2 protein-coding genes are annotated in these 25573 nt (G+C 41.0%); both read right to left on the minus strand.

Annotated elements, in window-relative coordinates:
• Window positions 1-61: 61 nt before the first annotated feature.
• Window positions 62-23461, minus strand: a complete 23400-nt coding sequence (locus J2S11_RS09375; protein WP_307393904.1) for a non-ribosomal peptide synthase/polyketide synthase — start codon at window positions 23459-23461, stop codon at window positions 62-64.
• A gap of 18 nt (window positions 23462-23479) precedes the next feature.
• On the minus strand, window positions 23480-25573 hold a 2094-nt coding region (locus J2S11_RS09380; protein WP_307393908.1), incomplete at its 5' end, for a condensation domain-containing protein.

Genomic DNA, 25573 nt, shown 5'->3' on the forward strand with positions numbered 1-25573 from the left:
GTAGCTTAACAAAACACTTGCTTTACAGGAGCGCATCTACCTAAAGCTATCTAAATCAATTTCAAATATAGGCATTTGATTTCTCTATTATTTTTTTGTATATAGGAATTAAATCCTGTACATGAGGCTGACTTAGTATAGAATGATGGTCACCAGATATAGTAAAGTAAGCGATATTTTGCGACATGCTATATGCTGCCCACTCCTGCTCCTCATAGGAAGCGGACTCAGACGCTTTAAAGAAGTAGATAGGTGCTTTTATCTTACTGCTAGGTACATACTCCATTCTTGCTCTATTAAGACTTCTTAGAGCTTGAATCACATAGAGCAATTCTCTGGATCGAATTAGATTAAAGTTTGGAATAGCCTCTTTCATGGCATCTGGTATCATGCTTTTTAAAGAGCTAAGCCTTGCTTCACGATTCTCCAATAATTTCTCAAGTACATAATCCCAAAGCTCTGAGACCGTGCTTATAGTAGATAATTCTTTTTCATAAAAAGCCTTATACTTATTGTTATCCATACCGCTAAGCCATTCAGTAGCGAGTTCCTTCTCCTCTTCAAGATTAAAGGTGGGCAGGTCTTTTCCTTCCTGATGGAATAGGTATGAATCTATTAGTGTCACAGATTCAACTCTTTCATTTTCCTGCTCAAGCTGTCTAGCCATCTCAAAGGCAATTGTTCCTCCAAGGCTCCAGCCTACTAGTTGATAAGGACCATGTTGCTGCTTTTTCTTTATTTGCTGAATATAGTGTGTAGCCAGCTCTTCTATTTGTAAAAGCTGGGGGGCATACCCTTCCATTTTTCTTAAAGGAATTCCCCAAGAAGCAAATTCTTTTGGAAGGCTCGATGCTAAAGGCACATATCCACCTATATCCCCGTTCCCACCATGAATCATATAAATGTTTTTATCTGTTTCCGTTCCCGTTTTTAGGGAAATGATGCTCTCCTGCTCACTTGCCTCTATCACCGTGTCGCTTGATATTAGCTGTGCCAGTTGACGAATGGTTGCCCGTTCAAAAAGAGCTTGCATAGAAACAGAAGCATGAAGCCTATTCGTGATCTCAGATAATAGGTGGATGGCCTTTAAGGAGTGACCACCAATCTCAAAGAAATGATCATCTATACCAATTTGACTTCTTCCAAGCAAATCCTCCCAAATCTGAACAAGCTCCTTCTCTACCTCTGTTCTAGCTCGCTCATATAAATCCTTCATCCCTTCATCTATAACAGGAGCAGGAAGTGCTTTTCTGTCTATTTTTCCGTTTGACGTAGTTGGTAATTGATCTAGAACAACAATTGAAGCTGGAACCATGTAGCTTGGAAGCCTTGACTCAAGAAATTGCCTTATCTCTCGCTTTACATTTGTTTCCTGTTGGAGTACATCTGTTAGCACAACATACGCACACAGCTGCGAGTCTTCATTCGATTCATTTCTTGCTATGACAATCGCTTCTCGGACAAGATCATGCTTTTGGAGCTGAGCCTCAATTTCTCCTAATTCAATACGGTAGCCTCTCAACTTAATTTGGTGATCAGCTCGTCCTATGATTTCTAGGTTTCCATCCCTTGTCCACCTGACTAAATCTCCCGTACGGTACATCCTTTCATCTGGTTTGTATGGATTCGTGATGAATGATTGTGCTGTCAGCTCTGCTCGATTGAGATAGCCTCTAGCCAAACCACTACCAGCTATCATTAGTTCTCCCATTGCCCCCTTTGGAAGCAATCGATTCGCTGAATCCATAACATATACTTGCACATGCTCGAAAGGCTTTCCTATAGGCACCACTGATTTTGATTGAAGCTCACTCAAATCATTTATGTGATAGAATGTCGAGTCAACTGTACATTCTGTTGGGCCATATACGTTAGTCATTCGAAGTGATCCGTGTCTGTAAAGCTGTTTGAGCTGTAAAATTAGATCAGTTGATAGCTTTTCTCCACCTATAAGTAAATGTGGTAAAGTTACAGCTTGCCAGCCTTCATCATCCTCACCCTGCCATTGCTTATACAAAGCATCAACCAATAGCCTTAGATGAACGGGTGTACCATCACTTAGATCTATCCTATGATCTCCATAAAACTCTAATAATCTATGTCCATTTATTCTTGTCTCCTCGTCCGTAATGTGCAGTGTATGCCCCAACGACAGACTAGCAAAAATTTGCTGAACAGAAGCATCAAAGTAATATGGAGCAAGCAAGGCTACATGTAATGGAGCTTCATATTGTTGATAAACCTCCTGGTGTAGACCAGCAACTAATTGAACCACTTGATTATGCTCAACCATAACGCCTTTTGGGTAGCCTGTAGTGCCCGACGTATAGATAACATACGCAAGATGATCCGCATAGTTTAAAGCTGGGTATAGCTCATCAGACCCTGCTTTTAATTCTAAATCATCGAAATAGATGCTTTTAACCTCATCTGAATAATGGTTGTCTAGTGCTCGCTTAGTTACCATGTAATCAGCAGCACTATCCTTTAAGATAAATTGGATTCGCTCGACAGGTAAATGCAAATCAATTGGGAGATACGCAGCTCCAGATTTAAGAATCCCAAGCATACCAACAATCATCTCCACCGTTCGTTCTGTCATTAAAGCTATCACCGCTCCTGGAACGACACCTCGCTCTCTTATAGCGTGAGCTAGACAGTTTGCTCTTCTATTCAATTCATAATAAGTAAGCTGGACAGCTTGGTCTTGCACCGCTATTCGATCTGGATAAGCTTCAGCACACTCTTCAAATAGCTGATGAAGAGATTTACCTTTCAATTTAGCTGCTATAGGACCACGCGAAAGCTCTTCAGGATGAACGATTTCGCCATTATTCTGTAGCTGTTCAAGCTTTTCAGCTGTACTTAGAAGATCCATCTCTTGAAGAGGAACTGTTAAATCCTCTGAAAGCTGCTTTAAGATGTTCACATAATGCTGACCCATCCTCTCAACAGAATCTTTAGCAAAGAGGCTAGTCGCAAACTCAAAAGTGAAGCTTAGCTTTTGATGATGGCGTACCGCCGTCAGTGCTAGATCAAATTTAGAGACAGAGGCAGTAAAGGAATGCTCTTCAGATAAAAGACTGTTGTTGCCAGCACCGTTTAAATCTATTTCCCCATGCTGTTTATCACTATATGGAAACCTATCGATTTCCACTTCATCACTATTTTGCATAGCGAACATCACATCAAACAGTGGATTACGACCGAAATCCCTTGGTACATCTAACTGCTCTACTAGCTCTTCAAATTGATAGTCTTGATGCTCGAAGGCTAGCAATGTAGCCTCCTTAACTTCCTGTAGGAACGCTCCAATTGTTTTCTGCCCATCGATTTCCTGCTTTAGCGCTAGAGTATTAACAAACATTCCGAATATGCGCTTTAGCTGAATATGAGAACGTCCTGCAATTGGCGAACCTACGACTATTTCCTCCTGTCCTGAATACTTGCTTAACAAAACATAATAGGCAGCAAGAAGTATCATGTATTCTGTTGCTCCAGTCGCTAGAGCCACTTTTTTAATCTGTAGTGCTAGATCATGATCGGCTTCAAGGCTTATTCGGTCTCCTTTGTAGCTCTTCACTGTTGGTCGTTTATAGTCTGTTGGAAGCTCAAGGACAGGCACATCATTTTTAAACCTATCAAGCCAAAATTGCTTTTGCTGCTCCATTTGTTCACTGTGGAGCTGTTTATTTTGCCAGACAGCATAATCCTTGTACTGTAGTTCAACAGGTGAAAGGGCTTCTCCAAGGTACAGACTTGTTAGCTCCTCTGTAAACAGCTTTACGGTCTCACCATCAGAAATGATATGATGCATATCAACAAGTAGTAGCTGTTCGTCATCAGAATACCTTATTAGGCTCGCTCTTATTAACGGAGCTTTGCTTAAATCGAACGGAGAAATAAAGCTCTTCATATAGTCCTCTATTCTTTTTTTCCTCTCCTCTTGACTAAGCTGGCTATTAACTGTGACATAGTCTAAAATAAACTCTACTTCTTCATGAATGCTCTGCCATGTTTGCTGTCCCTGTACATGGAACGACGTCCTTAGAGATTCATGTCGATCGATCATCTGTTTAAAGGCATGCTCAAGCTTGTCCTTATCAATTTCACTACCTAATCTAGTGATTAATGGAACATTATAGCCTGTTTCTGCTGCATCCCACTGCTGTAAGAAATACATCCGTTTTTGAGCCGATGATAACGGATAGAACTCCTGTTTCTCTGCTGGAGGAATCGCTTGGTAGGACTGATACCCAGACTCGCTAATATGCTCCCCAAGCTGAGAGATTGTAGGATTTTCAAAGACAGCCCGAATAGACAATTCAATTTCTAGATCCCTTTGGATAGTGGCAGTTAGAGCCATAACCTTTATAGAATGACCACCCAGCTCAAAGAAGGAATCATGAATACCCACTCGTTCTCTACCTAGTACCTCCTGCCAAACTGTGGTCAGCTTCTGTTCAATAGCTGTCCTAGGAGCAATGTAATGGTCCTGTTCTGCCTCTTCCATAGGCTGTGGTAACGCTTTGCGATTTACCTTTCCATTTACTAATAACGGAATTCGCTCTACTTCAACAAAATGGCTAGGTATCATATAAGCAGGTAATTCCTTAGCTAGCTCCTTCTTCATCTCTTGAACAGTAATCGCTTCTTCAGTTACATAATAGGCACACATATACGCTTCATGCTGAGCTTCAAAAGACAACACTACTACATCTGAAAGGCTAGCTATTTTTAATAGATGACTTTCAATTTCTCCAAGCTCAATACGATAACCTCTTATTTTCACCTGCTGATCTATTCTACCCATAAATTCAATGCTGCCATCTGGAAGCCAACGAGCCAAGTCTCCTGTTCGATACATCCTCTTTCCTTCTCTAAACGGATCACCGACAAACTTTTCTTCTGTTAGCTCTGGCAAATTCCTATATCCACGAGCGATACCGTCTCCCCCTACACAAAGCTCACCTGGAATACCAATTGGCTGCACATTCCCCTTCTGATCTAGGATATACGCCGATGAATGACTAATCGGATATCCAATAGGAATCGAACGATTTTCCGCAACATTTTGCACAGGGTACGTTAGAGAGAAAGTAGTGTTCTCAGTCGGACCATAGCAGTTCACAATATCAAGCTTTGGACAGAGTTCCAAAACTCGTCTCACATGATTAGGGGCTAAAACCTCTCCCCCTACTAGCAATCTTCTAACAAGCTGAAAAATGTCTGGCTTCTGCAGAGCGAGCTGATGAAACAATGGGGTGGTTAGCCACAAAGTTGTTATGCTATACTTCCTCAGCGCTTCGCTAAAGCGTTCTGCATGGAGAATAGTTTCCTCAGCTACAATGTAGGAAGTTATTCCGTTCAATAAGGATGTCCAAAGCTCAAAGGTTGAAGCATCAAAGATTGGAGATCCCGTTAGGAGCATTCTATCCTCTTTTTCTAGCTCAAGATAATTCGTGTTCTTGACTAAACGAACCACATTCTGATGCTCAACCATTACACCCTTAGGTCTTCCTGTAGAACCAGATGTATACATCATATAAGCAAGATCATGCACCTGATTCACTAGCTCAAGATTAGTCGTATGCATCTGCCTATTTTCGGCGTCTAGTACTTCTTCCACACATAAAGCAAGAGTTTTATCCGGAACAGCAGGCATAATATCCTGCTTAGTTAAAATAAAGGCAGCACCACTATCCTCTAACATGTAACGAATTCGTTCCTCAGGATAGCTAGAATCAATAGGTAAATAAGCACCTCCAGCTTTTAATATAGCAAGAATCCCTACAACCCATTCAATAGAGCGATCCATCATCAGTCCTACCATTGTATCTGGCTGAATACCTCTTTGCCTTAATACATGGGCTAGATGATTTGCTCTAGCATTCAATTCGCTGTACGTTAATTTTCGATCTCCTTCCACAAGGGCTAGATGGGTAGATCGGTGATCAACCTGCTCCTCAAATAGTTGATGTAAAAGCTTGTCCTTAGGATAATCCGTTTCAGCTAAATTAAAGGCAGTCACCAAGTCAACTTGCTCCTTCTGAGGAATCAACTTCAGATCCTCTACTAAAAGGCTGCTAGCTTCACTTATTTGCTCAAGAATGTACATATAGTGCTGGGCAAACCTTTCCATCGTTTCCTTAGTAAATAAGCTGGTGGCATATTCAAGCGTAAAGAAATAGGATTGATCGGCTCCTATTGACGCTGAAAGGGTCAAATCAAATTTTGAAAGCTCCGTATCAAATTGATAAGGTTTAATAGCTAAGCGATCAGCTTGAGCTGATTCTCCTTTACCAGCCTCTGTATTTGTCTCAGTAGCTCTAGCCTCCACATGCTGATAGGTGAACATCACATCAAAAAGTGGATGGCGTCCAAAATCTCTCTTGATATTTAATTCTTCTACTAGCTCTTCAAATTGATAGTCTTGGTTTTCAAATGAGCTCAAAGCTAGCTCCTTAACCTGTTGAATAAAGGAGAATACACTCTGATCTGAATGAATATGTGTTCTTAACGCTAACGTATTAACAAACATACCAAACACCTTGCTCAAATCAATATGTGGACGACCAGCGATTGGCGAGCCAATGACGATATCCTCTTCTCCCGAATATTTATTTAGTATTAAGTAGTACGCTGCTAGCATGAGCATATATGGTGTTGATTCTGTTTCTACTAATACCTGCTTCAATTTCTGTGATATACGAGGCGCTAGCTCAAAGCTTAACGTTGCTCCCTCATAGCTCTTCATCACAGGTCTGCTATGATCAGTAGGAAGCTCTAATATCGGAACCTCATCAGCATACATAGAGAGCCAGAAATCCCTTTGCTGCTTTAACCGCTCACTCTGAAGCTGTTCGTTCTGCCACACGGCATAATCCTTATACTGTAGAAGATCAGACTCTATATCCCTATTGAGATATAGGGCTACTAGCTCCTGAGAAAAGAGCTTGACCGTTTCTCCATCTGAAATAATATGATGAAAATCAACCATTAATATATATTGATTCTCTCCATATTCCACAAGCTGAACTCTAAATAATGGTGCTTTTGAAAGATCAAATGGCTGTATAAATTCCTTGAGCATTTTATTAATCGTAGGCTTTAGCTGGGTATCTGAACGCTGATTTTCTATAAGAGCATAGATCACCTCAAAGCTCACCGTTTCCTGAATCCTTTGAACTGGAGAACCATCCCTAACATGAAACGACGTTCTTAACACTTCATGCCTTTGAATCATTTCCTTTAAGGCTTGTTCAAATTTATGTTTATCCAGCCTGCCTTGTAGTTCAATGACAATCGGCATATTGTAGCTAGTTGCAGCAGGATTCCATTGCTGCAGGAAAAACATTCGCTTCTGTGCAGAGGATAGCGGATACTCCTCCTGTATATCAGCTTTTGCTATCCGGTAGAAAGTATGATGACTCCCTTCCACAAGCTGCTCAGCTTGCTGACGAATCGTTGGATATTGAAAGACAGAGCGAATTGGGTAATCCACCTCTAATTCCTTATGCAGTAATGACGCATAGGTCATAGCCTTTAAAGAGTGCCCTCCTATTTCAAAGAAATGATCGTCAATGCCAATTCGTTCTCTATGAAATAGATCCTTCCAAACCTCAACTAATTTCCTCTCCATTTGATTTCGTGGAGCTACATATTGCACATCGGACTCCACTAGCATATCTGGTACAGGGAGTGCCTTTCGATCCAGCTTCCCATTAGCCGTTACTGGAAGATGGTCTAGACTAATATAGAAGGCTGGGATCATATATTGAGGCAGCTTTAATTCCAAATATTCTTTGTACACACGAGTAACGTTTGTGTTTGAGCTAGAGTCCAATTTACGCCCCTCTTCTGAAAGCACAAGATACGCTGCTAGCTGCTGCCCTTTTCCTTTTTCGTCAACTGGTAATACAACCGCTTCCTGAATTTGAGGATGCGTTAAAAGCTGCATTTCTATCTCAGCTACCTCAATCCTATATCCGCGTATTTTTACCTGTTGATCCTTTCGTCCCACATATTCTAGATTTCCTTCCTTATTCCAACGAACCAAATCTCCTGTACGGTACATCCTTTGTCCTGGCCTGAACGGATTAGGAATAAACATCTGATCTGTAAGCTCCTTACGATTAAGGTAGCCTCTAGCCACCCCATCTCCGGAAATAAATAACTCACCTATCACCCCTTTAGGAACTAAGCGTAATTCACTGTCTAAGACATACACCTGGACATTTTTTAAAGGTCTTCCAATAGGCATTGTTGCCTTGACAAGACGATTGCTATGGTCTCCTAGTAAAGCATCGGTATTCACATGATACAATGTTGCATCAACGGTACACTCCGTTGGTCCATACACATTAGTAAGACTAATGTGCTGTTGGTTAGAGAGCTGTGAAAGCTGCAATACTTGTTCTCTGGAAAGCTCTTCCCCCCCAATTAGCAAATGTAGCTTTGGAAGATCCTTCTCCCAGTCTTCTCCGGTAGCCTTTTTAAATTCCTCCATCGCTTCTGTAAGAAGAGACACATGGATGGGTGTACCATCCGAAAGATCAATGCCTTCTTCAGCATAAAATTGGAGTAGCCTTCTGCTATTCATTCTAGTTTCCTCATCAGCAATATGCAGACTATGACCAAATAATAGAGCTGCAAAAATCTGCTTAACTGAAGCATCGAAATAATAGGGAGCAAGAAGCGCTACACGGAGTGTAGACTTATACTGAGCATACACGTCATGTTTTAAGCCACTCATTAAGTGAAGAACATTCCGATGCTCAACCATAACTCCTTTAGGGTATCCGGTTGTACCTGAGGTATAAATAACATACGCTAGATCATCAGCCTTGTAAGAAACAGCTAAGTTCTCAGAGCTCTCAGTCCCTTCCTCTACATCCTCAAAATAAACTACTTTGCTTACCTCATCCTCTAGCAAATAGAGCTCTTTTTTGCTGACCAAGCAGCTTGCTGAGCTATCTGTTAATAGATAACGGATCCTTTCTTCTGGATAATCTGGTGCGATCGGCAGGTACGCAGACCCAGCCTTCAAAATACCCAAAATCCCTATGAGCATCTCCACAGATCGATCCGTTAATAAGGCCACAGCATCTCCTTGCTGTACTCCTAGCTTTACTAGCCTATGTGCGAGCTGGTTAGCCTTTTTGTTTAACTCCCCGTAGCTAATTTCCTGCCCAGCTGCTTTAACAGCTAGCTTCCTAGGGTCTTTAGAAGCGTTTTCTTCAAACCAGTGTACGATTGATGTATAGCTACTCCGCTCTGCTTCATCAGTCATTTGAGCAGTCTTATTAAATGTATCCACTAGCTCGATTGTTTCATTTGCTGATAAAAGCTCTACGTCCTGCACACTCTTATCTAGGTTAAGCGTCATGGCTTCAAGGACGGCTATAAAATGAGAGCTAAACTGTTTCATCGTTTCTCGTTTGAACAGACGAGCGGCAAAATTCAAAGTAAATGAGATTTCCTCCTTACTCTCCATTCCAGTAAGAGTAAGATCAAATTTAGAAAGCTGCGTATCAAAATCATACGGCGTTACACGTAATACTGCTTCCTGCTCCTCTCCCATTTGTGAAGAAGTACTGCTCATACTCTGAGCATCAAGGCTATCCAGCGTATGCATAGCAAACATCACATCAAACAATGGATTACGAGAAAAATCTCTCGTTACATGTAGCTGCTCAACAAGCTCTTCAAATTGATAATCCTGATTTTCGAAAGCATCTAGTACGTTGTCTTTAACATCCCTAAGAACAGAAGCAAGCGTTTGAGTAGGAGAGACTCTACTTCTTAGAGCAAGCGTATTGACGAACATTCCAAACACATTTTCTAGGGCAATATGAGGGCGGCCAGCTATCGGAGAGCCCACAACGATATCATCTTGCCCAGAATATCTACTTAGTAAAATATAGTAGGCTGATAGAAATACCATATAGCTTGTTGTTTCTGTACGTATGCTAAGCTCCCTTAGCTTATGAACTAAATCCGGCCTCAAGTGAAAGGACATAGAATCTCCTTCATGCTTTTGAAGAGCTGGACGTGTATAGTCCGTTGGTAAGTTAAGGATTGGAATTTCATCTTCAAATCGGGATAGCCAGTACTGTTCCTGTTGCTTCATCACATCGCTCTCTAGCTGCTGGGATTGCCAAACGGCATAATCCTTATACTGTAAAGCGACTGAAGAGACATCATTTCCTTGATAGATTTGCGTAAATTCGCGAGCGAAAAGCTTTACGGTTTCAGCATCTGAAATAATGTGATGCATATCGACAAGCATTAGCCAGCGATCTTGTTTTAACTCAGTCAATCCAACTCTAATTAATGGTGCTTCATCTAATAGAAATGGACGGATAAATTGCTGTACGACTCTATTGAGCCTCTCCTTATTAGAAGCTTCATCTCCGTCTTCCTCATGCTTTATCAGCTCAATTTCAAAATGAGCTTGATCATGAATTCTTTGAACTGGTCCTTGATCTAGCATATGGAAGGAAGTCCTAAGCGCTTCATGCCGTTCAATGATCTTGATGAAGGAAGCCTCTAATCTTCGTTGATCAACTTGTCCCTCCAGATACACAATAAGTGGAGTATTATATGCTGTTTCAGCAGGACTCCAATGCTGAAGAAAATACATTCTCTTTTGAGCAGAGGACAATGGATAGTAATCCCTCTCATCGGTAGGGATTATTGAATATCGTGCTTGTTGCTTAGCCGTTTGCATATATTCTACCTGCTGTCTTACAGTAGGGTACTGAAATACGGTACGGACTGGAACTTCAAATTGAAGCTCGTCCTGTATAATCGATACAAATGCCATAGCCTTTAACGAATGTCCTCCTAGCTCAAAGAAGGAATCGTCTATACCTACCTTATCTGTCCCTAGAATTCTTTGCCAAATGTTTGCTACACTCTGCTCTAGTGCATTTCGTGGGGCCGTATAGCTATGCTCTCTATTCATTTTTTGTGGCACCGGTAGCGCCTTTCGATTCACTTTTCCATTTGCAGTGAGAGGCAACCTTTCCAATTCCATGTAATAGCTAGGAAGCAGATAATCAGGTAGCTCCTTAGAAAGGTACTCCTTAACAGCTAGACGATCAAGCTGATCCTTGACAACATAATAAGCCGTTAGTTCAGCCTGCTCATCAAGGATAACTGGCACTACAACAGCATCTTTGACCTGAGGATGCTGCATAAGCTTACTTTCAATTTCTCCTGTTTCAATACGGTATCCTCTGATTTTAACCTGCTGATCCATTCTTCCTAAGAATTCAAATGTACCGTCTGGCAGCCACCTCGCTAAATCTCCTGTTCTATACATCATTTGATTAGCCTGATATGGATCTGGGACAAACCTCTCCTTGGTTAGCTCCTCCTGGTTTACGTAGCCTCTCCCTACTCCATCTCCCCCGACACATAATTCACCTGGGACACCGATAGGCTGACTTCTGAGCTGCCTGTCCAAGATATAGGCTGTGGAATTGCTAATTGGTGTACCGATTGGAATAGATTGTCCTTTCGTCACCTCTTTAATCGGGTAAGCTAAGGAGAACGTAGTATTTTCTGTTGGACCATAGCAATTCAGTAAGCTAAGCTCAGGACAGACTTCTTTAACCCGCTGAATATGACGAACGGAAGCCACTTCTCCTCCGATCAGTAGCTGCTTGATCGACTTAAACAAATCAGGTCTTTGCTGTGCAATTTGATTAAATAAAGGAGTTGTGAGCCACATCGTTGTAATACCATATCCGGCTATAGCTGATTCTAATTTGTTAACATTGAGGATGACATCCTCATCTACAACATACAAGGTTAAGCCATTAAGTAGCGCACCCCAGATTTCAAACGTACAAGCATCAAAGGCAATGGAGCCTGTCTGTAAAATGCGATCATGTTCATTAAACTGAACATAATTAACATTTTTCACAAGTCTATTCACATTCCTATGCTCAATCATAACTCCTTTTGGCATACCTGTAGATCCAGATGTATACATCACATAAGCTAGGTCCTGTGAGGAGTTAACTAGGCTTGGATTATCATCTTCAACACGATCATGTAATTCTGTAAAATTATCTTCCTCATCCATATAAATGAATGTACAAGGAAGCTCCTCATCAATCACGAACGTTCTCTTAGATAGAACCCAGCTTACCTTACTATCCCGTAGCATATAATCTATACGCTCGTGGGGATAGCTTGCATCGATTGGGAGATAGGCTCCACCAGCCTTCAAAATCCCTAGGATTCCTACAATCATTTCTGCTGAACGATCTGTTAAAACCCCAATCACTTCCTCTGGCTTAACACCACGGCTTCTAAGAGAGTGAGCTGAACGATTAGCTTTAGCATTTAAATCTTTATAAGTCAGACTCTGGTCATGGACGACTAGAGCCACCTTTTCTGGATTTCGTTTAACCTGCTCTTCAAATAGCTCTTGAATAGCTTTTTTATCTGGGTATGGTGCTTTCGTTTGATTGAAGCTTAATACGATTTCCTCCTGCTGATCTACAGAATGTAGCTCTAACGTATCAATTTGAAGAGTTTGGTCTGTCAGCATTTGCTCAAGGATATATAAGTAATGCTGCGCCATATTCTCAATCGTTTCTTGCTTAAACAGATCTGTAGCGTATTCAATGGAAAATTCCAGCTTACGACCAACGTGATAAATAGCCGTTAAGATCAAGTCAAATTTTGCAACCTTCACATCAAAATCATACGGCTTAACGACTAGGCCTTCTGATTGCTCTACAACTTGGTGGTCTGACTCATCCCCCACTTCTGATTCTTGAGCAACATTCCTTTGCCCAGCATTTTGCATGGAAAACATCACGTCAAACAACGGATGACGACTGCTATCTCTAATAACCTGCAAGCGGTCAATCAGCTCTTCAAACTGATAATCCTGATTTTCAAAGGCATGTAGAGCATGATCCTTAACCTTCTGAATAAAAGAAAGTATAGTTTCCTCTCCATTAACTTGGGTACGAATAGCTAACGTGTTAACAAACATTCCGAGTACGGTCTCAAGCTCAACTTGCTGTCTCCCTGCTATCGGTGATCCGATAACAATATCCTCCTGTCTAGTATATTTATGCAGTAGAATATAGTAGGCAGATAATAAGAGCATATAAGGCGTTGCACCCGTTTCAACAACCACTTTATCAAGCTTTTGAACAAGCTGCTGTGATAGCTCAACTCCTAAGGTTGCTCCATCATAGCTTTTGCTTCTAGGACGTGCAAAATCAGTTGGTAGCTCTAACACAGGAATATCATTAGCGAACTGAGTTAACCAATACTCTTCCTGGCTGCTCATTGCTTCTCCATGAAGCTGATTATTTTGCCACACCGCATAATCCTTATATTGGAGAGGCTTTGTTGTTAAGGATTGTCCATCATACAGCCTTAACCATTCATCTACTAATATCTTGATAGATTCTCCGTCTGAAATAATATGATGAAAATCAGCTATTAGAAAATGTGATGTAGGCTCAAGACTCAGCAAGCCTACTCGTACTAATGGAGCCTTAGTTAAATCAAATGGACGTACAAATCCAGCTAAATGCTCTTCAAGCTTTTCTTTTTTAGTTCCTTCATCCGCATGCTCATCTAGCTCTAAATCCAGCTCTTCAATCGTAAATGTCCAACTGTCATGAATACTTTGAACCGGTACCCCATCACTCATATGAAAGGAGGTTCTCAAAATTTCATGTCTTTGAATTAGTTGATTGAAGGCCTCCTCCAAACGTTTTACATCTAAAGCTCCTTCGATGAATGTAACCCCCGGGACATTGTAGCTCGTTTTTGTAGGCTCAAGCTGCTGTAAGAAATACATTCGTTTCTGAGCAGAAGATAAAGGATAAAAGCTCTCTTTTCCAACCGTATTTATTTGATAGGCCTCTTGTTGATTCGCTTGCTTCAAATACTCATATTGCTGGCGTATTGTAGGATGCTGGAAAATACTTCGAATCGGCATCCTCATTTTTAAATCACGCTGTATCATGGAAGCTAAAGTCATCGCTTTTAATGAATGTCCACCTACCGCAAAAAACGAATGGTCAATACTTACCTTCTCAACATTCAAAACCTCCTGCCAGAGATTGGCTAGCTTTTGTTCCGTTTCATTCCGTGGAGCGATATAACTATCGCTACTCGCTAAATGTCCTGCTTGAGGCTGAGGCAATGATTTTTTATTTACCTTTCCATTTGCCGTAAGAGGTATTTGAGAAATCTCTACCATATAGGTAGGGATCATGTATTCAGGTAGCTCCTTTTCCAAATACTCTTTAAGCTTGTTAGCTGAAATGCTCTCTCTCAAAACAAAATAGGCACATAAGCTTACAGCCATAGAGTCTGTATGAACAGGTAACACTACCGCATCTCTTATAGAAGGATGACGAACTAATAGGCTTTCTATTTCGCCTAGTTCAACCCTAAATCCACGTATTTTAACCTGTTCATCCATTCTTCCCATAAATTCTATGCTACCATCTGGAAGCCAGCGTGCTAAATCACCTGTCTTATATAATTTTTCTCCTTCAAGATAAGGATCCTGGACGAACTTCTCCTGAGTTAGCTCAGGTCGATTTAGATAACCACGACCTACACCATCTCCTCCCAGACAAAGCTCTCCTGGAACTCCAATAGGCTGGATATTATGGTTAGCATCCATGATATAGGCATACGTATTATGAATAGGGTAGCCGATTGGTATTGGCTTATCTATCTCAATCTTATCCACAATTCGATAGCAAACGGAGAACGTAGTGTTCTCTGTTGGACCATATCCATTAATGATTGTTAGCTCCGGACATGCCTCTTGTACCATTTGAATATGGGCCTGGGACAGGACATCTCCGCCTACAATCAGCTGTTTAACTCCAGAAAATAAATCTGCCTTTTCCTGAGCAAGCTGATTAAAGAGTGGGGAGGTTAACCACATTAATGTAATATCATTTTCATAAATAGCCCGACCTAGTTCACTAGCATTTAAAATGGTATTTTCATCTACGATATAAAGGCTGAGCCCATTTAATAATGCTCCCCATATCTCAAAGGTACTCGCATCAAATACAGTGGAGCCCGTTTGGAGGATTCGATCTCCCTCTGAAAACGTGACATAGTTTGTATGTTTAACAAGTCGTATCACATTTTGGTGCTCAATCATGACACCCTTAGGCTTTCCTGTAGAACCAGAGGTGTACATCACGTAAGCTAAATCACGGTGATGGTTCTTACTAGGTGGATTCGTAGCTGTATCTGTGAATGCCTTCCATTCATTGAGAGAGATCATCTTGATATCCTGCTCTAAGCTAGCCACTATATCATTTAAAGCTACAGCAGAAGCTACATTTGATGCTTCATCCGTTTCATTAGTTGTTTCATTGACCAAGATGATCTTGACTGCACAATCTTGAAGCATATATTGAATACGTTCAGCTGGATAGTTCGGATCAATTGTCAAATACGCTGCCCCTGCCTTTAATATCCCAATGGCCCCTGCGATCATTTCAATAGAACGTTCAGCAACTAACCCAATTTTTTCTTCCTTCTCTACTCCCTGCTGAATAAGCTGATAGGCAATCTGATTTGCTTTTTCATTTAGTTCAAAGTAAGTCATCTTACGCCCTTGACTAACAAGTGCGATCTGATCAGGCCTTCTTTCCGCCTGCTCTTCAAAAAGCTGCTGTATAGTCTTTTCCTTAGGATAATCAACCTGTGTTTGATTGAAATCAGAAGCAAGCTGTACCTGTTTCTCAGTCCTTAAAAGATAGATATCCTGTAAAAGGGTATGCTGAGACTCAACGAATTGCTCTAAAATGAAAGTATAGCAGCTTGAAAGCCTCCCTATTGTTTCCTCGGTAAACAAGCTTGTAGCATATTCCAGCACAAAGCCATACTTCTCTTGTGTCTCAATAGCCGTCAAAATCATGTCAAATTTGGAGGTGGTAGTCATACTTTCATACGCTTCAAAGGAAAACTGTGTTCTCTCTGCCTCCTGTCCTGCTTTAGCAGAAGCTCCATTCTCCATAACAAACATCACATCAAACAGTGGATGACGGCTAAAATCTCTAGAAATGTTTAAACGATCTACTAATTCTTCAAATTGATAGTCTTGGTGCTCAATAGCTCCTAACAGTATTTGCTTCACATTATGAACAAAGTCTGCAACAGAGAGCTGAGCGTCTACCTGTAATCTAAGCGCTAATGTATTGACAAACATACCAAATACTTCTTCTAAATCTGCATGCGTTCTCCCAGCAACAGGAGTCCCAATAACTAGATCATCCTGCCCAGAATATTTATGCAGAAGTAAATAGTAAGCTGCTAGAAGAATCATATTTGAGGTTGTCCCTGATTCAATGCTGATCCATTTTATCTTCTGTGAAAGCTCAGACCCTAGTTCAAAATAATACGTATCTCCCTCGTACCTTTTAACTGCTGGTCTCGGAAAATCAGTTGCTAGCTGTAAGAGTGGAGCTTCTTCCTGGAAAATAGAAAGCCAGTACTCCTCCTGCTGCTGCATTCTGCTTTTTTGAGAGGGTTCGTTTTGCCATTGAACATAGTCCTTATATTGTAATTTTACTGCTGGTAAGCCTTCCCCATGTAAAAGTCGAGTAAACTCATTCACCAGAAGCTTCATCGTTACACCATCTGAAATAATATGATGTAAATCAACCATGAGCACTTGACGTTCTGCTTCTAATTTAATAAGACCAACTCTTACTAATGGCGCATCACTTAAGTCAAATGGACGAATAAAAGCGGCAATGGCCTCATCTAACCTCTCTGTAATGGTTACATTCAGCTCATCTACAGGAAGCTCTATTTCCTCTATACTTAAGCTGAATGTCTGATGAATTTTCTGTACCGGATGCTCGTCATGCATATGAAAGGACGTACGAAGAGCTTCATGTCGGTTAATTAAATCAGTTAAAATCCTATTTAGCTGATCTATTTCTAGCTTGCCATCAATATAGGTTACGGAAGGAATGTTATAGCTCGTTTCAGTTGGATCTAGCTGTTGTAAAAAGTACATTCTCTTCTGCGCAGCTGACAATGGAAAATATTCTTTATCCTCTGCTGGTGCAATAGCAAGAAAGGAAGCTGTCCTGCTTTTCGCTTGGCTAACCTCAGCAAGCTGACGAACAGTTGGATATTGGAAAATCTCACGTAATGTAAGCTCAATATTTAATTCACGATGAATATGAGCAACTAGGGTCATTGCCTTAAGCGAGTGACCACCAATCTCAAAGAAGTTATCATGAATACCAACCTGACCAATCTCTAGAACCTCACCCCATATTTTGGCTAATGACAGCTCACTGCTATTTCTTGGAGCTACATACATACCTTCACTTACCACTTGCTGAGGCGATGGTAGCGCCTTGCGATCCACTTTTCCATTAGATGTAATTGGAATATCATCTAATGGGATAAAATGAGCTGGTACCATATAGCTAGGTAATTGGTTGAGCATATAATCTCTTAATTCTGTCCGTCCAAACGAAGAATCAACAGCATCCTTTTGACTAACAAAATAGGCACAAAGCTCCTGATCCCCATACTTATCTGTTCTAGCTAGAACAATAGCATCCCGTACAGCTGGATGTTTAAGAAGAAACGCCTCGACTTCAGCAACCTCAACCCGATGTCCTCTGATCTTAACCTGGTGATCCATTCGCCCATAATACTCCATCTCACCATTGCCAAGCCGCTTAACTAAGTCTCCAGACTTGTACAATCTTTCCTCCGGACGATAAGGATTTGAAATAAATCGTTCTGCTGTTAGCTCCTCTTTGTTTAAATAACCTCTTGCTACCCCTTCTCCTCCTACATAAAGCTCTCCAATAACTCCTGCTGGTACTAATTTCTGATTATGGTCAAACACATAAGCTGTTAAGGTAGGAATTGGCTTTCCAATATTACTTATATTCTGCGAGATTTCGTACTCAGTAATGTCCTTGTATGTGACATGCACCGTTGTTTCAGTAATTCCATACATATTAATTAGCTTCGTTTGAGGATAACGCTCATAGAAGGACTGGAGCATAATCGGTTTAAGCGCCTCACCGCCAAAGATTACATATCGAATAAATAGAGAGGCTGAAAGCTGCTCTAGCTCTTGAACTAACGGATAAAAGGCTGTTGGTGTTTGATTCAAAACAGTTACCTTGGAATCAATTAGTAGCTGAGCAAACCTTTTCGTATCCTGCGCTACTTCCTTTGGCACGATAATAAGCTCTCCACCATAGAGTAGAGCTCCATACATTTCCCAAACTGAGAAATCAAAGCAGTAAGAATGGAATAATGTCCAAACATCCTTATGACTAAAATCAAACTGAAACCTATCGTTAAACAATAAGCGGACAACATTTCTATGCTCAATCATTGTCCCCTTTGGTTTTCCTGTCGTACCAGACGTATAGATAATATAGGCTAAGCTTGAAGGCGTAGCTAACTCAGATGGTAGAGTCCCGTCGTATTCAGAAGCTAAATTCACTGGTGAAAAATTAGCATCTAGATCAATCACAGTGCATGAATGCTTTGTATTTCCTTGAAGTCCTTCTTTCGTCACTAACCATTCTGCCCCGCTATCTTCCAGCATGTACCTGATTCTCTCTTCAGGATAGTCAGGATCTATTGGGAGATAGGCCGCACCTGCTTTTAAAATAGCCAATATCCCAATCATCATATCCATAGAACGATCTGACATTAGGGCAACAATTTGATCTCGCTTTCTCCCAACCCCATTTTGCCTTAAAACATTAGCTAATCGGTTTGCCGTTTCATTTAGCTCTGTATAAGTCATTTGATATTCTCCATCCCTTAGAGCTATTCGGTCAGGAAATTCGTTGACACGTTCTTCAAAAAGCTGATGAATCGTTTTATCGCTTGGAAAGCTCGCTGCAGGCTCATCAGTTGAAAGCAACTCATGCTTTTCCTCTTTCGTTAGCATATCAGCATTCTTTAATGGAACGTTTGGTTGGCTAACAAGCTGCGTCAGCAGCTCAATATAGTGCTTACTCAGACACAGCATTGTATCCTTACTGAATAACGCAGTGCAATATTCCAAAGTAAAGCGTAGTGATTTTTCGACCTCAATGGCCGTTAGGGTCACGTCAAATTTAGCATGCTGGTAGTCCAATTCATACGGAGAAAACGTCATATCCACCTGCTCAGCAACACTGCTCTGAGCTAAATTTTGCATGACAAACATCGCTTCAAATAATGGATTTCTGTTTATCTCTCTTGGAATATTAAGCCTTTCTACTAAAGTCTCAAACTGCACATCCTGATTTTCAAAGGCCTTTAACGTCTTCTCCCTAACTCTGTCTAGATAAGAATGAAAGGAAAGCTCTTGATCAACGGTTGTTCTTAAAGCCAGTGTATTAACAAACATCCCAAATACATGCTCAAGATCGGCATGAGATCTTCCTGTTATAGGCGTACCCACAACGAAATCCTTTTGTCCTGTATACTTATAAAGCAGAACATTAAAGGCAGCTAGTAGAATCATAAAGGATGTTGCTCCCGTTTCAAGAGACAATTGCTGTATCCTATCGTTTACGGCTTCATCAAGCTCAAAGTCAAACGTTTCGCCCTCGTAGCTTTTAACTGCTGGCCGAGGAAAATCTGTAGCAAGCTCTAGCACTGGAAGCTCTCCGGTTAATTCCTCTAGCCAATAATCCTCCTGTGCCTTTAAAGCTTCCTGCTGGATCTGCTCATTTTGCCAAACCGCATAATCCTTATAATGAATCGATAATTCCGGAAGCTTTTCTCCCCTATACGCTTGCATAAACTCAGCGACAAATATATTCATGGTTACCCCATCGGATACAATATGAGGCATGTCTAGCATTAGAACATACGTGGTTGGAGTACATTGAATAAGTCCTCCTCGAAGAAGAGGAGCTACATCCAATTGAAAAGGACGCATAAACTCCTGAACAATAGCATCAACATTTGCTTTCTGCTGTGCATGATCTAGGTCCGAATCTAACTCATTCCACTCTAATTGAAAATGTGCTGTAGAATGAATTTGTTGCATAGGCTGTCCGTCCACTAAGTGGAAGGAAGTGCGTAATGCCTCATGTCTGTCGATCATTTGCTGGAAGGCGGTCTGTAGATCCTCCTTCCTTAGCTCTTCCTTCACCTGGATATACGTAATCCCAGGCATATTATAGCTCGTTTCTGACGGATCCCATTGCTGTAAGAAGTACATTCTTTTTTGTGCTGAAGATAGAGGATAAAAGACTCGTTTGGCGGCTGGTTCAATGCTAGCAAATGCCTGACGAGATCCATGTCCTAGATAGAAGCTCTGCTCTCTAATCGTTACTTGCTTAAAAACCTCACGTAGAGGGAGCTCCATTTCAAGCTCTCTGCGTATTCTCGAAGAAAGAGTCATCGCCTTTAGAGAATGACCTCCTAGCTCAAAAAAGGAATCGTCAATCCCCACCTTTTCTCTTCCAAGAATATCCTTCCAGATTTGAACCAATCCTTGTTCCAGCTCCGTTCTTGGTGCCACATATGTCGCCTCTAAAGCTAAACTAAGCTCAGGCTTCGGCAACGCTTTTCGATCTACCTTTCCATTCGGAGAAAGGGGGAGTTTTTCTAAAAACATGATGTGAGAAGGAATCATATATTCTGGGAGATATTGACCTACATGAGCCTTTATTTCCCTTGCTTCTAGCTCCATTTTGCTATCTATATAAGCACTTAAATACTTGTTCCCTTGCTCGTCCTCCAAATCTAACACGACAGCTTCATTGACTAAAGCGTGCTCCACAAGTGTAGCTTCAATTTCACCAAGCTCAATTCGAAAGCCTCGAATTTTAACCTGATAATCCTTTCTACCGAAAAATTCAATGCTTCCGTCTGGTAGCCATCTGCCTAAATCTCCTGTTTTATATAAGCGAACCCCTTTTTCAGTAGTAAATGGATCCTCCATGAAAACGTCTTTTGTTTTATCAGGCTGATTGAGATAGCCACGTCCAACACCAAGACCGGATACACAAATCTCTCCCATAGCTCCTATTGGGAGTAGCTTCATCTCTGGACTTACAATGTATATACTTAGATTTTGCAAAGGAGAGCCAATTGGAATAATATCCGTTTTCGGAGGCTCGCTCATCGTATACTGAGTAATGTCATCTGCTGCTTCGGCAGGTCCATAGGCGTTAACCATTTTGATCGTAGGGCAGCTTTCAAACCAGCGTTTAACAATCGCTGGCTTTGCCGTCTCTCCAGTGATCATTAAGTACTCTAAATTTGTTGGTGTTACACCACTCTCCTCAATATAATCAAGCATGACACTTAAATAGGCAGGTACAACCTCTAGGATTGTGACCTTATCTTCAATCATCTGATTAGTAAATTGAGCAGGCTGTTGAATGATGTCATTTGGGTAAATGGCTGTGATGCCACCTATCGTTAAAGCAGCAAAGAACTGCCATACTGAAATATCGAAGCAATGACTTGCATTTTGAGCCAATACGGATGATTTACTCATTTTAAGCTCGTCGATTTCAGCTATGATATGGTTCAGCATGCCCAGATGCTCAATCATTGTGCCTTTTGGCTTCCCTGTTGATCCTGATGTATAAATGACATAAGCAAGATCATGCTGGGAAGCCTCAAGATCAAGGTTCCCTGAGCCCTCCTCCTCTAGATCTCCCTGCAATTGATCTAAGAGCACAGCTTTAGTAGAAATCTCTTCCTCGGAATAATTCCAGTGCTTTGAGAAGCTTATGACAAAGCGAGCGTTAGACTCCTCGAGAATCGTTAGAATTCTTGAGGTTGGGTATTCAGGATCGATAGGGATATAAGCCCCTCCAGCCTTCCAAATAGCAAGAATTGCTTCTAGCATTTGTGGAGAACGATCCATTAAGACCCCTACTAATTCCTCATGCTGACTCCCTATTTTTTTAAGATGTCTGGCTATCTGATTTGCTTTTCTATTTATTTCTTGATAGGAGATTTTTTTATCCCTATAATAGACAGCCGTTTGATTAGGGTTATTTATTGCCTGCTCCTCTATTAATTGGTGTACGGTAAGCTGAGGAAGCTCAGCTTTTTTATAATTGAAGGAATCTATCGTTTTGCGTTCAGAAGGTGTAAGGATGTCAATATCAGCTATTTGGATTAGAGGGTCTACTGCGACCTGAGCTAGAATGTGCTGAAAATGACTAGCAATCTGCTTGATCATGCTAGCTTCATGGATAAAAGAATTATAGCTAAATTTTACAAAAAGCTCCTTACTAGGGCCAATCGTCACATCAAAGTCATAGCTCGTCTGCTCAAACGCTTCAAAATCATTGATCTGAAATTGTAGCTCCTCGAGTTCCGTGCTTGTAGCTGCTGAGCTTTTTTGAATAGGCACATTCTCAAAAACTAGAATATGGTCAAACAACTGCTGCTTTAATATACTTTTATTTTGAATCTCATATAAGGGAACAAAGCTATGCTCCTCAGCTCCTAAAGCCCCTTGCTGAACCTCCTTAAGCAAGTCTGTAAATGCCCCTTCCCCACTCTTTACTCGGACAGGAATTGTATTAATAAATAGACCCACCATCTTTTCAATACCTTTAATGGAAGCAGGCCTTCCTGAGACAACAGCTCCAAAAACCACATCATCTGTGTGATTATACTTCTGTAGGAGGATAGCCCAGGCTGTTTGCACTAAAGTATTAAGAGTAACGTGTTGCTTCGCTGCAAGCTGAATAAGCTGTGAGGTTAAGACCTCACTTAAATAAAAGGAAAATTGCCCCTGTTCATAACGCTCTCTCTGAGCATGATTTTTCCACCTTGGCAAAGCGGCTTGCTCATTATAGCCTGAAAGATAGCTCTCCCAATACGTTAACGCCTCATCACGATCCTGCTCCTGTAGCCATTGTATATAGCGGCTATACGGCACATTTTTTTCTAATTGGACCGATTGCCCTTTTTTCTTGCTCTCATAGATGCTCATTAATTCATTGAATACTGTACTTAAGCACCAACCATCCATGACGATGTGGTGATAGCTCCAAATCCAAGTGTAGGAATGATCTCCCGTTTTGATTACGGCTAGACGTGTTAAAACATCCTTTGCTAAATCGAAGCTTCTCTCTCTATCCTCCAATTTATATTGTTGAATAAAAGAGAGCTTCTCCTCTTGAGCGATATCCGTAATATCCTGATAAGCTACAGTTATCTTTCTCTCTCGTAAAACAACCTGTTGAGGCTGCTTAACTTTGTCTACAATAAAGAGACTTCTGAACACCTCGTGCCGAGCGATGACCTCGTTTATGCTTTCTTCAATCAGAGAAAGCTCCATATTTCGATCTGTAATGTCAAAAACGAATTGTTCAAAATAGGCATTTGATTTTTTATCTAGGAGTGCATGAAATAATAATCCTTCCTGCATCGGAGATAATGGATAAATATCTTGGATTTTACTCTGCTTGCTCATGTCCAACCACCACCTATTCTAATCTAATGAGTTTACAATGTCTGCGATACTGTCTAGGTCTTCGAGTGACAGATCCTTGTTGCTAAAATCACTTACTGTCTGCTCGGCTTCCTCCTGTTGTAGACAATAGTCCATAATTGCTACTAAATGGGAGCGATAAAGTTGGAGAAATGCTTGTATTTCCTCATCACTGTACTCCTCTATACTATAATTTAAGGTCATAACCAGTTGTTTTCCCGTTACCATAGCACTAAAGTCTAAAGAAAAGCTTCTCTCAAGAGCTGGACTTATAGAGTGTCCCATCGATAAAGATGATAGTTGAATACCATCATGACCTGATGGTGTGTCGAATTGGTCAAATTGACCCAAATAATTAAAGCTAATGCTAGGCAATGCTGTAAATTCTACACCTGCTTTAAGCTCTTTCGACGTTAAATGCTTCAGAATGCTATAACCTACACCTTTGTTTGGAACCCTATGGAGAGTATCCTTTACCCTCTTAATAACATAGGATAAGCCTTCATTCCTTGGTAATGCGGAAGGAAGCTCTGTATCTAAAAGCACCGGATACATTGAGGTAAACCAGCCCACCGTACGAGTCACATCCAGCCCCTCTAAGATCTCTTCTCTACCATGACCCTCTAACTGAACTAGAACTTTGTCTGTTTTCTTCCATTCTTTATAAGCTAGGCCTAGTGCTACTAGTAATACATCATTGACTTCTGTGTTGTAAGCTTGATGGATTTCCTTTAGCAGCATATCCGTTTCACGCTCAGAAAAGTGAAGTCTAGTATTTTTACTATTTTCTCTACGACCTGTTTTATGTTGTGGTTCTTCTATTAAAAGCGGTCCAGCATCATTTTCAAGCTGCTGCCAATAGCTTAATTCCTTCAATGCTTTTTTACTGTTAGCATACATGCGCAGCCTTTCCGTGAACTCTTTAAAGGAATGGCTTTTGCTTTGAAACATGATCTCCTCTCCTGCTTGTATCTGGGCGTAGCCCCGGAAGATATCCTCAAGTAAAATTCTCCAAGAAACACCATCTACAACAAGGTGATGAATCGCAATCAATAGATGGTCGCCATTCTTGGTTCGGAATAGCCCTACTTTAACAAGCGGTCCTTTATACAGATGAATCGTACCTTGAATATCATTAGCTAATGCCTCAATTCGCTCCTCAACATGCTCCTCTTCATATAGGTCAAACATTTCAAAATCGTGAAGCTTATCCTGTATCCCGCGATTAATTTGAGCAATTCCACTATCTGATTGTTGGTAGACCATTCTCAAAGCGTCATGATGTATCAGCATTTGATCTAATACCTTTCGAAGGCTTTCTACTTCAAAGCCTGACGGATGATACAGCATCACAGATTGATTGAAATGATGCTGATCCGTATAGCTCTGATTAAAGAACCAGTGCTGAACGGGACTAAGAGGCATATCTCCAGTCACAGGCTCTTGATTAATTTCCTGAGTATGTGTCTTCACATAATTGTTAAGCTCAGCAATAGTCGAATACTGAAATAATTCCTTCATTTCAACGCTATATCCTTTGGTATGCAGTCTTGAGTTAAGCTGAATACCTTTTATAGAATCTCCACCGAGGTCAAAAAAGTCATGTTGCACTCCAATTCCTTCTACACCTAAAACGTCCTCCCATAGCTCTATCAAAAGCTGCTCTAGTTCATTGCTAGGTGGAGCATAGCCTATTCCCTCGTTCAATACCTGCTCTGTTGGTTCCGGTAATGCTTTGCGGTCTATTTTCCCACTTGAAGTTAATGGGAACTGATCTATTATTATGAAGTGAGCAGGAACCATGTAGCTAGGCACTAGTGATTTAAGATATTTTCTCAGCTCTTTCCCCGTTGGCTCCTTGCTCAACTCTTCTTTTACGATATAGGCACAAAGCTGCTGCTCTTGTCGTTCATTTACATAAACAGTAAGGACGACTGCCCCAACCTGCGAGTGCTTTAGTAAATGAGCTTCTATCTCAGCCAGTTCAATCCTATAGCCACGAATCTTCACCTGATGGTCTATACGTCCTAGGTATTCAATTTGACCATCAGCTAGCCAACGTGCTATATCCCCTGTCCGATACATCCTCTCTCC

The sequence above is a fragment of the Bacillus horti genome, from assembly GCF_030813115.1.
GTDB lineage: Bacteria > Bacillota > Bacilli > Caldalkalibacillales > JCM-10596 > Bacillus_CH > Bacillus_CH horti.

Excerpts from the sequence above, each read along its gene's own strand:
- J2S11_RS09375 (WP_307393904.1), bottom strand. The coding sequence starts at position 23,461 with ATGAGCAAGCAGAGTAAAATCCAAGATATTTATCCATTATCTCCGATG.